This is a genomic window from Pseudomonas sp. Wu6 (genome assembly GCF_019891515.1).
In the GTDB taxonomy this organism is placed as follows: Bacteria; Pseudomonadota; Gammaproteobacteria; order Pseudomonadales; family Pseudomonadaceae; genus Aquipseudomonas; species Aquipseudomonas orientalis_A.
Map to the genome: position 1 here is coordinate 12,578 of NZ_JAFLXH010000019.1, position 12,526 is coordinate 25,103.

Here is a 12,526-nt window from a genome sequence, read left to right on the forward strand (position 1 = left end):
AGAACAAGCGACTCAAAGCCGCTGAATGGTCACCGCCCCCGCAGGCCCCGCCTGCCCCGGTTGCCCTTCCAACCCCGAGCGGCCTTTTTCACCGCCATCGGCGCGGTACACCAGGCAGCCCTTGGACTGACCGCCCTTGCCGGGTTTACCCGCGACACCGGCCAAGCCCCCAGGCCCGCCGTCCACCAAGACCTTGATCTGATCAGCCGGGAAACTCTGCGGCAACTCCACGCGCACTAGCGCACCCGACGCACCCGGCAACCCATCGCCGCCGTTATCGCCATTGAATCCACGCCCGGCAGAACCCCAGGTGCAACCCGGATCGACGCCATTGGCGCCATCCAGGCCGGCATAACCCTGGGCACCGGCGCCACCGCGGGCATCCACCGACAGTGCTTCTGCAGTCAGTGACTCGATACGCAAGGTCAAGTCGCGCCCCGGCTTGGCTGGCCTTTCATGGGTGCCGGGCGCGCCGCGAGAGGTGATCTGGCTGCCCTGATCCAGTTGAGCCTGGCGCACCTGCAACTGCAGCGCGGTAGTGCCGGGGACGATGGCGATACGTGCTTCACGCCCCAAATGCAGTTCCTCCACCGCGATCTGACTGATGGTGGCCGGAATCAACAGGGTGCCGTAGTCCGCCACGTCCAGTCGCTCGAGCTGCAACACGCTGGTACTGCTGGGCAGGCGCATCAACGAATGGGTTTCGACGCTGACACTCTGGGCCAGGGCAATGGGGCTGACCAACAGGGCCAGCAGAAAAACCTTACGCATCATGGGGCTCCCGAGTGTTTCCGAATTTTTCTTTGGACGCACAGTAACGACTTCTACAGGCGATTTGCCAGTGAAGGATCAAAAAACTTCAGAAGGCCCGGCTCAGGCACCGGCGCTATCGGCACTGATGCGCTAGGCCAGCACGCCCAGCCGCGCTAGTCTCTAGGGTCCTGATGTGAGGATCTTAAATGACCGCTGGATTTTCTTCCCGTACACCCCAGCAAGCGCTGGCCGCGTTGCTGGACCTGCACGCCCCCAAACGCCTGTTGCTGTTGGGCGCCAGCCAGTTTCCCGCACTGGATGCGTTTAAAACGGCGCATCCCGATGTGCGTGTCAGCGTTGCCCCACCCGGACCGCTGCCCGCCGAACTGGCGGCGCAGCGTTTTGACCTGGCGCTGGTGGTCGATTGCCTTGAACACCTGCCCAAATCCCAGGGTCTGACGTTGCTGGGCGGCATTCGCAACCTCAATGCCAGCCGCATCGCGGTGCTGGTGGACCTGGACGCCTGCGACTGGAAGGACACCGATTTTTTCTCCCTGGCCCTGCAGGCCGGTGAGCGTTTCCAGCGCGATGAGCAGGTGCTGACGCTGTTTACCTATGATCTGCTTGACTATAAACAAGTACCCGACTGGCTCAACGCCCGCTTCTGGGCCAACCCGGAAAATTTTGGCAAGTATTGGTGGTAACACAATGAGTACATCCATTTGCCCCTGCGGCAGTGGCAATCTGCTGGATGCCTGCTGCGGCCATTACCACGCCGGCCATCCCGCGCCGTGTGCCAGCGCATTGATGCGCTCGCGCTACAGCGCCTATGTGCTGGGCCTGGTCGACTATCTGGTGGCAACCACCTTGCCGGCGCAGCAGGCCGGCCTGGACCGCGAGGCCATTACCGCCTGGAGTGCGCAGAGCACCTGGCTTGGGCTGGAGGTGGAAAATTCCGAGGTCTTCGGCGGCCAACCGGAACATGCCTTCGTGACCTTCACGGCGCGCTGGCACGACAGCAGTGGTGAACATAGCCACCGCGAGCGGTCTTCTTTCGTACAGAATGAGGGGCGCTGGTACTTCATCGACCCGACGGTGGACGTGAAGGCCGGGCGCAATGACCCATGCCTGTGCGGCAGCGGGCAGAAGTTCAAGAAGTGCTGTTCCGGCTATTTTTAACGACCTGACAGGGATAACGCCAATGCTTCGCACATTCAGCCTGATGCTGGCGTTAACCCTGGGCCTGAGCGGCTGCGCCTCCTGGTTCGAGGACGATTCGCCGCCGCCCCATGTATCACTGGTGAAGGTCGAAGTGGTGCGTGCCAAGTTGCTGGAGCAGAAGTTCAAGCTCTACTTTCGCGTGGATAACCGCGACGACGCCGACCTGACCGTGCGCGGCCTGATCTACAAGGTCACCCTCGGCGACCTGGTGCTGACCGAAGGCGAGTCCAACGAATGGCTGACCGTACCGCCGCGCGGCCATAAATACTTCCGGGTGTCGGTACGAACCAACCTGTGGCCGCGAATACGCGATGTGGTGCAAATGCTGAAAAACCCCGAGCGCCCCGTGCCCTATCGTCTTGAAGGCGAGTTGAAAACCGGATTATTCATCGGTAATGACGTGCAGGTGGCTCACAATGGCGAGATAATCCCCGGCGATTTTATTCCGGAGCGACATCGATGACTCAGCAACCCCATGTCCATGGTCCCGACTGCAACCACGATCACGATCACCAGGATCACGACCACGGCCATGTCCACGGCCCGAACTGCGGCCACGCTCACCAGGAGCCGGTGCGCAATGCGTTGAAAGACGTGGGTCGCAACGATCCTTGCCCATGCGGCAGCGCGAAGAAATTCAAGAAGTGCCACGGCGCTTAAGCCACTCGACACTCAATGCGGGAGGGGGCTTGCTCCCGATACGGTGCGTCAGTCAGCCTATCTGTTACTGACCCACCGCTATCGGGGGCAAGCCCCCTCCCACATGAGTACTCATGCAATTACACAACTCCCGCTTGCGTCGTTTCGCCGCGCTCACTAACGTAGCGCCTTTAATGACGCTACCCCCCCGCAGGAGCTTTGCCATGGCCTCGCCAGCCCTTACACATTTTCTTCCCCGGTTCGGCGTTGCCGCGGCAGTGGTCAGTGCGTTGAGCCTGTCCGGCTGCCAGCTCCAGAACACCCAGGACACCCTGCCCCCCGCAGCCGGCGTAGAGCCGATCAAGGGCCTGGCGCAAAACGTGTCGATACGCCGCAATGCCCAGGGCATGCCGCTGATCGAAAGCAACACCTTCCACGACGCGTTGTTCAGCCTCGGCTATGTGCATGCCAGCGACCGGATCACCCAGATGGTCACCCTGCGGCTGCTGGCCCAGGGCCGCCTGGCGGAAATGTCCGGTCCCGAGGTCCTTGATGTCGACCGCTTCATGCGCGCAGTCAACCTGAAAAAGAGCGCCGGCGAGCTGTACAACGCTTCGTCGCCGAGGCTCAAGCGTTTCTTTGAAGTCTACGCGCGGGGCGTCAACGCCTACCTGTTCCGCTACCGCGACAAGCTGCCGACCGACCTGGCCCAGACCGGCTACAAACCCGAATACTGGAAACCGGAAGATTCGGCGCTACTGTTCTGCCTGCTGAACTTCAGTGAGTCGAGCAACCTGCAGGAAGAAATCTCATCGCTGGTGCTGGCGCAAAAAGTCGGCGTCGACAAGCTCGCCTGGCTTATCCCCAGCGCGCCGGACGAAGCGATCCCACTGGCCGAGGCCGACAAGCTCAAGGGCGTGAACCTGAGCCAGATCAACGGTCTTGCCGGGTTGGACACCGTCAGCCAGCAACTCAACAGCCTCAATGCCCTGGGCGTGACCACGTCGAGCAACTGGGCCATCGGGCCGCAACGCAGCCGCAGCGGCAAAAGCCTGCTGGCCAACGACATCGCCGCCCAGCCGCAAGCACCAACGCCCTGGAGCTACGTGCAGATCCGTGCGCCGAAATATCAGGCGGTCGGAGCGTCGATCGCCGGCCTGCCGACCCTGCTGTCGGGTTTCAACGGCAAGGTGGCGTGGAGCATGAGCGCGGTCAAGGGCGATACCCAGGACCTGTTCCTGGAAAAGGTCAAACGCCAGGGCAGCGCGCTGTACTACGAGAACAACGGCAAATGGCTACCGGCCGGCGTGCGTAACGAGACCTTCTTCATCAAAGGCCAACGCTCGATTCGCGACGTGGTGTACGAAACCCGCCACGGCGCCTTGCTCAACAGCAGCCAGGCGCTCACCAGCGGTTTTGGCCTGGCCCTGCAAACCGCCGATTTGAAGGACGACAAGAGCCTGGATGCGTTCTTCGACCTGTCCCGCGCGCAGAACGCCGGCAAGGCCTCGGACGCTACCCGCGAAATTCGCGCCATTGCGCTGAACATGATCTTCGCCGACGCCAGTAACATTGGCTGGCAAGTCACCGGCCGCTTCCCCAACCGCCGCGAAGGCCAAGGCCTGCTGCCGTCGCCGGGCTGGGACACGCGCTTTGACTGGGACGGTTACGCCGACGCCATGCTGCACCCCTATGACCAGGACCCGGCTCAAGGCTGGATCGGCACCGCCAACCAGCGCACAGCCCCGCGTGGCTATGGCATGCAACTGTCCAATTCCTGGGACGCACCGGAGCGCAGCGAGCGCCTGGCGCAACTGGCCAACGCCGGCAAGCACGACAGCCGCAGCCTGATCGCCATGCAATACGACCAGACCACCCTGTTTGCCGCCAAACTCAAGGGTATGTTCCAGGCTCCGGGCATGGCCCAGCCGCTGAAACAGGCAATCGACGCGCTGCCCGCCGCCGAACAGGCCAAGGCGCGCGAAGCACTGGGCCGCTTGATGGCCTTTGATGGTCGCCTTGCACCGACGTCCGCCGACGCGGCGGTCTACGAACTGTTCCTGCAGGAAAGCGCCAGGCAGATCTTCCTCGACAAACTCGGCCCGGAACACAGCGCCAGCTGGAAAGCCTTTGTCAGCAACGCCAGCCTGTCCTACTCCGCCATCGCAGACCATTTGCTGGGCCGTGAAGACAGCCCGCTCTGGGATGACACGCGCACACCGCAAAAAGAAGACAAGCCGGCGATTCTCGCACGCACCCTGGCCGCTGCGATCAGCAGCGGCGACAGCCTGCTGGGCGCCGATCACAAGGCCTGGCAATGGGGCAAGCTGCACACCACCGCCTGGGAAAACGCCGGCGGCCAGGTTATTCGCGGGCCTTTCGCCAGCGGTGGCGACCACAACACCCTGAACCCGGCACCGTACAACTGGGGGCAGGATTTCAATGTGGCCCAGACGTCAGCGCTGCGCATGATTGTCGACTTCGGCCAGCCCGAACCGATGATGGGCCAGGGCGGCACCGGCCAGTCCGGCAACCCGGCCAGCCCTAACTATGCCAACGGCATCGATCCGTCGCTCAAGGCGCAATACCTGAGCTTCCCGATGCAGCCGCAGAACTTTGACAAGGTGTATGGCAAAAGCCGGCTAACCCTCACACCTGGCAAATAACCCGGTTTTCAACTGTGGGAGGGGGCAAGCCCCCTCCCACATTTGGACCCCATGCATTCTGATAGAACTTCTGCACAGCCCCCCGCCTCATAAGTAACAAGCCCATCTCCCCGGTCACCCCATGGACCTCGTCATCGCCCGACCCGAAGGCCTCTATTGCCCCGCCGGGGATTTCTACATTGATCCCTGGCGCCCGGTGGAACGCTCCGTCATCACCCACGCCCACGGCGACCACGCCCGCACCGGCAACGAGCATTACCTGGCCGCCGCGCCCGGCGAAGGCATCCTGCGCTCGCGCCTGGGCCAGGACATCAACTTGCAGACGCTGGCCTACGGCGAAAAACTCGTGCACCACGGCGTCACATTGAGTTTCCACCCGGCCGGGCATGTGCTCGGTTCGGCCCAGGTGCGTCTGGAATACCAGGGCGAGGTGTGGGTCGCGTCCGGCGATTACAAGGTCGAGCCCGATGGCACCTGCGCGCCTTTCGAACCGGTGCGCTGCCACACCTTTATCACCGAATCCACCTTTGGCCTGCCGATCTACCGCTGGCAGCCGCAGGCGCAGATTTTTTCCGGTATCAACGACTGGTGGCAGGCCAATATCGCCGCCGGCAAAGCCAGCGTGTTGTTCTGCTATTCCTTCGGCAAGGCACAACGCATTCTGCACGGTATCGATGCCAGCATCGGTCCGATCCTCAGCCATGGCGCCGTCGAGCCATTGAACCGGGTCTACCGCGAAGCGGGTATCTACATCCCCGAGACGCTATACGCCGGCGACTTCAAAAAAAACGACCCGCTGCTGCGCCAGGCCCTGATCATCGCCCCGCCCTCCACCGGTGGCAGCACCTGGATACGTCGCTTTGGCGACTACAGCGACGCCTTCGCCAGCGGCTGGATGCGCCTGCGCGGCACGCGGCGGCGGCGCGGGGTCGATCGCGGCTTTGTGCTGTCGGACCATGCCGATTGGCCCGGGCTGTTGTGGGCGATTGAGCAGACCGGCGCCGAGCGGGTGATGGTCACCCACGGTTCGGTCGGCGTGCTGGTGCGCCATCTGCGCGAGAAAGGCCTGGATGCCCAAGGTTTCAGCACCGAATACGGCGACGACGAAGAAGAGGCCAGCGCATGAAAGCCTTCGCCGAGCTGTACGCCAACCTCGATGCCACGACCTCCAGCAACGCCAAGCTGGCGGCACTGCAAGCGTATTTCCGACAGGCACCGCCAGAGGATGCGGCCTGGGCGGTGTACTTCCTCTCCGGCGGGCGCCCGCGGCAATTGGTGCCGACCCGCCTGCTCAGGGACATGGCGACGCAAGCGGCGAACATCGAGCCGTGGTTGTTCGAAGAAAGCTACCAGTCCGTCGGCGATCTGGCCGAGACCATTTCCTTGCTGTTACCCGAATCCACCTACACCTCTGAAGATGGCCTGGCGGTGTGGCTGGAAGACAAACTGTTACCGCTGCGTGGCCTTGCGCCGCTTGAACTGGCCGAGCGCTTGCCGGCGCTGTGGGTGCAACTGGATCAACCGAGCCTGATGGTGTGCATCAAGTTGATCACCGGCAGCTTTCGCGTGGGCGTGTCCAAACTGCTGGTGACCCGTGCGCTTGCCGCCATGGCCGGGCTCGACAGCAAGCGCGTGGCCCAACGGCTGGTGGGCTACACCGACCTGTCCAATCGCCCTACGGCCGCAGGCTATCTCAAGCTGATTGCCGCCGAATCATCCGACGAGCATGCGCAACGCGGCGGGCAGCCGTATCCGTTTTTTCTCGCCCATGGCCTGGCGCAACCAGTGGAGCAGTTTGACGCCCTGCTCGGCTCTCCCGCCGACTGGCAAGTGGAATGGAAGTTTGATGGCATTCGCGCGCAGTTGGTCAAGCGTGAGGGCCGCTTGTGGGTCTGGTCGCGCGGTGAAGAACTGGTGACCGAGCGGTTCCCCGAGCTTCACAGCCTGGTCAGCGGCTTGCCCGACGGCACGGTGATCGACGGTGAAATTGTGGTCTGGAAAGAGGCGGTGCAACCCTTCGCCCTGCTGCAGCAGCGGATCGGCCGCAAGACATTGAGTAAAAAAGTGCTGGAGGATGCACCGGTGGCGGTGCTCGCCTACGACCTGCTCGAATACCAGGGCGACGACTGGCGCAACCACACCTTGGCTGAACGCCGTACGCAGCTGGAACGCGTGATCGCGCAGTGCAACCAACCCGCGCTGCTGCCCTCGCCACTGCTCGAGGGGCAAACCTGGGAAGCGTTGGCCGTGCAACGCGAAGCCTCCCGCAGCCTCGGCGTCGAAGGCATGATGATCAAGGATCGCAAAGGCCTTTACGGCGTGGGCCGCACCAAGGACATGGGCCTGTGGTGGAAGTGGAAGGTGGACCCGTTCAGCATCGACGCCGTGCTGATCTACGCCCAGCGCGGCCATGGCCGGCGCGCGAGCCTGTACAGCGATTACACCTTCGCGGTCTGGGATGGCCCGCCGGGCAGCGAGCGCACCCTGGTGCCGTTCGCCAAGGCCTATTCGGGGCTGACTGACGAAGAAATGCGCAAGGTCGATGCGATCGTGCGCAAGACCACCGTGGAAAAATTCGGCCCGGTCAGCAGCGTCACGCCGAGCATGGTGTTTGAGTTGGGCTTTGAAGGGATCGCCCTGTCAAAGCGGCACAAGAGCGGCATTGCGGTGCGCTTTCCGCGGATGTTGCGCTGGCGCCAGGATAAGCCGGTGGAGGAAGCCGACAGTCTCGCCACGCTGCAGGACTTGTTGGCCTGACACCGGACTCCTGTGGGAGGGGGCTTGCCCCCGATAGCGGAGGGTCAGACACAGATGCTCTGACTGACACACCGCCATCGGGGGCAAGCCCCCTCCCACATTTGGATTTACGCTCGACCTGAAATGGTGCGCTACTCTTTCAATGCACACTAGTGGGCATTTCCTACACTTATAAATCCCTTATCCCACCTTTTAAAACGATCATTCGGAACTATGGTGCAGAAATTGCTACTTGTGCTGCGTCTGACACCGTTCAGTAACAGTCCTAAACGCGCCACAAGCGCTTATCTTGGTTTCCAGGGAACACATAATGAAAAAAGCATTGCTGACCCTTTCTGCACTGGCTCTGTGCATGGCTGCAGGTGTTGCAACCGCCAAGGAATACAAGGAATTGCGTTTCGGTGTCGATCCTTCATACGCACCGTTCGAATCCAAGGCCGCCGACGGCAGCCTGGTGGGCTTCGATATTGACCTGGGCAATGCCATTTGCGCGGAGCTGAAGGTCAAGTGCAAATGGGTTGAAAGCGACTTTGACGGCATGATTCCGGGCCTCAAAGCCAACAAGTTCGACGGTGTGATTTCTTCCATGACCGTGACCCCGGTGCGCGAGAAGGCAATCGACTTCTCCAACGAGCTGTTCTCGGGCCCTACTTCGCTGGTGTTCAAAAAAGGTGCAGGGTATTCGACGCCTGAATCGCTCAAGGGCAAATCCGTGGGCTATGAGCAAGGCACCATCCAGGAAGCCTACGCCAAGGCCGTGCTGGACAAGGCCGGTGTGACCACCAAGGCCTACGCCAACCAGGACCAGGTGTATGCCGACTTGACGTCCGGGCGCCTCGACGCTTCCGTGCAGGACATGCTGCAAGCCGAACTGGGCTTCCTCAAGTCGCCGGCCGGTGCCGGTTACGAGGTCAGCGCCGCCATCGACGACCCACTGCTGCCTTCGAAAACCGCGATCGGTATCAAAAAAGGTAACACTGAGCTCAAGGCGCTTTTGGATAAAGGTATCAAAGCGTTACACGATGATGGCACCTACGCCACCATCCAGAAAAAACACTTTGGCGATCTGAACCTGTACAGCGGCAAATAATGCCTGGGGCGCCCCTTTTTCAAGGGGCGCTTTTTTATCGCCATAGGTCCTGATTTATGTTCGAAGATCTGTTGCAAACCCTCGGGCTGAGCGCGTTCAGCTTGAAGGGTTTCGGCCCGCTGTTGCTGCAAGGCACCTGGATGACTATCAAGTTGTCGGTGCTGTCCCTGGCCGTCAGCGTGTTGCTGGGCCTGCTCGGCGCCAGCGCCAAACTGTCCAGCCTGCCCGTGCTGCGTATCCCGGCCCAGCTCTACACCACGTTGATTCGCGGCGTCCCCGACCTGGTGCTGATGCTGCTGATTTTCTACAGCCTGCAAACCTGGCTGACCGGCCTCACCGACTTCATGGAATGGGAATACATCGAGATCGACCCATTCAGCGCCGGGGTCATCACCCTGGGCTTTATCTACGGTGCTTATTTCACCGAGACCTTTCGAGGCGCGATCCTGGCCGTGCCCCGTGGCCAGCTGGAAGCCGCCACCGCCTACGGGCTCAAGCGCGGGCAACGGTTTCGCTACGTGACCTTCCCGCAAATGATGCGGTTTGCCCTGCCGGGCATCGGCAATAACTGGATGGTGATGCTCAAGGCCACCGCGCTGGTGTCGATCATCGGCCTGGCCGATCTGGTGAAAGCAGCCCAGGATGCCGGCAAGAGCACCTATCAACTGTTCTACTTCCTGGTACTGGCCGCGCTGATCTACCTGTTGATCACCAGCGCCTCCAATTTTGTCTTGCGCCGTCTTGAACGTCGCTACGCCGCAGGTTCACGGGAGGCCGTGCGATGATCGAGCTTTTGCAGGAATACTGGCGCCCGTTCCTTTATAGCGACGGCCAGCACATCACCGGCCTGGCCATGACCCTGTGGCTGCTCAGCGCGGCATTGGTGATCGGCTTCCTGGTGTCGATTCCACTGTCTATCGCCCGGGTATCGCGCAGGCGCCTGGTGCGCTGGCCGGTGCAGTTCTACACCTACCTGTTTCGCGGCACGCCGCTGTATATCCAGTTGCTGATTTGCTACACCGGCATCTACAGCCTTGCCGCCGTGCGTGCGCAACCGGTACTCGATGGGTTCTTTCGCGATGCGATGAACTGCACCATCCTGGCCTTCGCCCTCAACACCTGCGCCTACACCACGGAAATTTTCGCCGGGGCGATCCGCAGCATGGCCCACGGCGAAGTCGAAGCGGCCAAGGCCTACGGCCTCAGCGGCTGGAAGCTGTACGCCTATGTGATCATGCCGTCGGCACTGCGCCGTTCGTTGCCCTACTACAGCAACGAGGTGATCCTGATGCTGCATTCGACCACGGTGGCGTTTACCGCGACCATTCCGGATATCCTCAAAGTCGCCAGGGACGCCAACTCGGCCACCTTCATGACCTTTCAATCATTCGGCATCGCGGCATTGATCTACCTGGCGGTGACCTTTGCCCTGGTCGGCCTGTTTCGACTGGCGGAACGCCGCTGGCTGGCCTTTCTCGGGCCGAGCCATTAAGGAGCGCTCATGCGTCATCAGCAACATGACCTGATTGCGCCGGTGCCCGGCACGGCGCGACAGATTCACAGTTTCCACTTCGGCCCGGAGCAGGCGCAAAGCAAGGTCTACATCCAATCATCACTGCACGCCGATGAACTGCCGGGCATGCTGGTGGCCTGGCACTTGAAGGCGCGCCTGGCACAGTTGGCGGCGACCGGGCGCGTGCGCAGCGAAATCGTCCTGGTGCCGGTCGCCAACCCAGTGGGGCTGGAACAGGTGCTGATGGACGTCCCCCTGGGCCGCTACGAGCTGGAAAGCGGACAGAACTTCAATCGTCTGTTTGTCGACCTCAGCGACGCGGTCGGCGATCAGGTTGAAGACTTGCTGGGCAGTGATCCCCAACACAACGCGCGGTTGATCCGCACCGCGTTATCCGCCGCCCTGGCCGCGCAAACCGCGTCGACTCAACTGCAATCCCAGCGCCTGGTGCTGCAGCGCCTGGCGTGCGATGCCGACGTGGTGCTGGACCTGCACTGTGACTTCGAAGCCGTGGCGCACCTCTACACCACGCCCGAGGCCTGGCCGCAGGTGGAGCCGCTGGCGCGTTACCTGGGGTCGGAGGCCAACCTGCTGGCCACCGATTCCGGCGGGCAGTCCTTTGATGAATGTTTCACCCTGGTGTGGTGGCAGTTGCAGCAACGCTTCGGCACGCGCTTCCCGATCCCCATGGGCAGCTTTTCCGTGACCGTCGAATTGCGCGGCCAAGGCGATGTCAACCACGGCCTGGCGGCCCTGGACTGCCAGGCGATCATCAATTACCTGACCCACCTCGGCGCGATTGAAGGGGACGCGCCAGCACAGCCCGCACTGCCCTACCCGGCCACGCCCCTGGCGGGCGTGGAGCCTGTGACCACAGCGGTGGGCGGCTTGCTGGTGTTCCACGCCTTGCCGGGGGAATACCTGGAGGCCGGGCAGCTTATCGCCGAAATCATCGACCCTATCACCGACCGCGTAACGCCCGTGCATTGCCGCAATGCCGGCCTGCTTTACGCGCGTTCGCTGCGACGCATGGCCACCGCCGGGATGGTGATCAGCCATGTCGCCGGCGCAGAGGCCTACCGCAGCGGCTACCTACTTTCGCCTTGAGGATGCACGCCCCATGTACAAATTGACCGTTGAAGGCCTGCATAAAAGCTATGGCGACAATGAAGTGCTCAAAGGTGTCTCGCTCAAGGCCAAAACCGGCGACGTGATCAGCCTGATCGGCGCCAGCGGCTCGGGCAAGAGCACGTTCCTGCGCTGCATCAACTTCCTGGAAACCCCCAATGACGGCGCCATGACCCTGGATGGTCAAGTGATCCGCATGATCAGCGACCGCCACGGCATGCGCGTGGCCGACGATGCCGAGTTGCAACGTTTGCGCACGCGGTTGGCCATGGTATTCCAGCACTTCAACCTGTGGAGCCACATGAGCGTGCTGGAAAACATCACTATGGCCCCGCGCCGCGTGCTGGGGTGCAGCAGGAAAGACGCCGAAGACCGCGCCCGCCGCTACCTGGATAAAGTCGGCCTGCCCGCGCGGGTGGCTGATCAATACCCGGCGTTCCTCTCCGGCGGCCAGCAGCAACGGGTCGCGATTGCCCGCGCCTTGGCGATGGAGCCCGAGGTGATGCTGTTCGATGAACCCACCTCGGCGCTGGACCCGGAGTTGGTGGGTGAAGTGTTGAAAGTGATCCAGGGCCTGGCCGAAGAAGGCCGCACCATGATCATGGTGACCCATGAAATGAGCTTCGCGCGCAAAGTCTCAAGCCAGGTGCTGTTCCTGCACCAGGGCCGCGTGGAAGAGCAAGGCGCGCCGGCGGACGTACTGGGCAATCCGAAGAGCGAGCGTCTGCAGCAATTTCTGAGCGGCAACTTGAAGTAAAC

Annotated in this window: 13 protein-coding genes; 12 read left to right on the forward strand and 1 reads right to left on the reverse strand. The window is 62.1% G+C overall.

Translation table 11 applies throughout. The features are described from left to right. Positions 1-12: 12 nt before the first annotated feature. Complete coding sequence (locus J1G34_RS14585; protein ID WP_222994262.1) at positions 13-771, reverse strand: collagen-like protein; 759 nt, start codon at positions 769-771, stop codon at positions 13-15. Between the two features lie 188 nt (positions 772-959). On the opposite strand from J1G34_RS14585, the gene J1G34_RS14590 reads away from it, so the two are divergent. The 12 genes from J1G34_RS14590 to J1G34_RS14645 all read left to right on the forward strand — a co-directional run bounded on the left by J1G34_RS14590 (position 960) and on the right by J1G34_RS14645 (position 12,524). Further along, complete coding sequence (locus J1G34_RS14590; protein ID WP_122461579.1) at positions 960-1,457, forward strand: DUF6231 family protein; 498 nt, start codon at positions 960-962, stop codon at positions 1,455-1,457. A 4-nt stretch (positions 1,458-1,461) separates the two neighbouring features. Then, on the forward strand, positions 1,462-1,932 hold the full coding sequence (locus tag J1G34_RS14595) for a YchJ family protein (protein ID WP_122461577.1): 471 nt from the start codon (positions 1,462-1,464) through the stop codon (positions 1,930-1,932). Positions 1,933-1,954: 22 nt separating this feature from the next. Next, on the forward strand, positions 1,955-2,437 hold the full coding sequence (locus J1G34_RS14600; protein WP_065886123.1) for an LEA/WHy family protein: 483 nt from the start codon (positions 1,955-1,957) through the stop codon (positions 2,435-2,437). Then, positions 2,434-2,634: an SEC-C metal-binding domain-containing protein gene (locus J1G34_RS14605; protein WP_065886122.1), complete on the forward strand. Its 201-nt coding sequence runs from the start codon at positions 2,434-2,436 to the stop codon at positions 2,632-2,634. Before J1G34_RS14600 ends, J1G34_RS14605 begins: the two co-directional genes overlap by 4 nt. A 203-nt stretch (positions 2,635-2,837) precedes the next feature. After that, positions 2,838-5,279 (forward strand): penicillin acylase family protein, encoded by a 2,442-nt coding sequence (locus J1G34_RS14610; RefSeq protein ID WP_222994263.1) that lies wholly within the window; start codon positions 2,838-2,840, stop codon positions 5,277-5,279. Between the two features lie 121 nt (positions 5,280-5,400). After that, positions 5,401-6,405 carry a ligase-associated DNA damage response exonuclease gene (locus J1G34_RS14615; protein WP_065893390.1) on the forward strand — a complete coding sequence of 335 codons (1,005 nt, stop codon included), beginning with the start codon at positions 5,401-5,403 and terminating at the stop codon, positions 6,403-6,405. Next, a complete protein-coding gene (locus J1G34_RS14620; RefSeq protein WP_065893389.1) occupies positions 6,402-8,036 on the forward strand; it encodes an ATP-dependent DNA ligase in 1,635 nt (544 codons plus the stop codon). The genes J1G34_RS14615 and J1G34_RS14620 overlap by 4 nt, the downstream gene beginning before the upstream one ends. A gap of 310 nt (positions 8,037-8,346) precedes the next feature. Then, a complete protein-coding gene (locus J1G34_RS14625; protein WP_057723170.1) occupies positions 8,347-9,126 on the forward strand; it encodes a transporter substrate-binding domain-containing protein in 780 nt (259 codons plus the stop codon). 56 nt (positions 9,127-9,182) lie between these two features. Further along, the gene (locus tag J1G34_RS14630; protein WP_065893388.1) at positions 9,183-9,911 is read left to right on the forward strand and encodes an ABC transporter permease; all 729 of its coding nucleotides are present in this window, start codon (positions 9,183-9,185) and stop codon (positions 9,909-9,911) included. Further along, entirely contained in the window at positions 9,908-10,618 is a 711-nt protein-coding gene (locus J1G34_RS14635) for an ABC transporter permease (RefSeq protein WP_065893387.1), read from the forward strand. Before J1G34_RS14630 ends, J1G34_RS14635 begins: the two co-directional genes overlap by 4 nt. Positions 10,619-10,627: 9 nt before the next feature. Further along, positions 10,628-11,746 (forward strand): succinylglutamate desuccinylase/aspartoacylase family protein, encoded by a 1,119-nt coding sequence (locus J1G34_RS14640; protein WP_065936418.1) that lies wholly within the window; start codon positions 10,628-10,630, stop codon positions 11,744-11,746. Positions 11,747-11,759: 13 nt separating this feature from the next. After that, positions 11,760-12,524 (forward strand): ABC transporter ATP-binding protein, encoded by a 765-nt coding sequence (locus J1G34_RS14645; protein WP_065893385.1) that lies wholly within the window; start codon positions 11,760-11,762, stop codon positions 12,522-12,524. Positions 12,525-12,526: the final 2 nt, after the last annotated feature.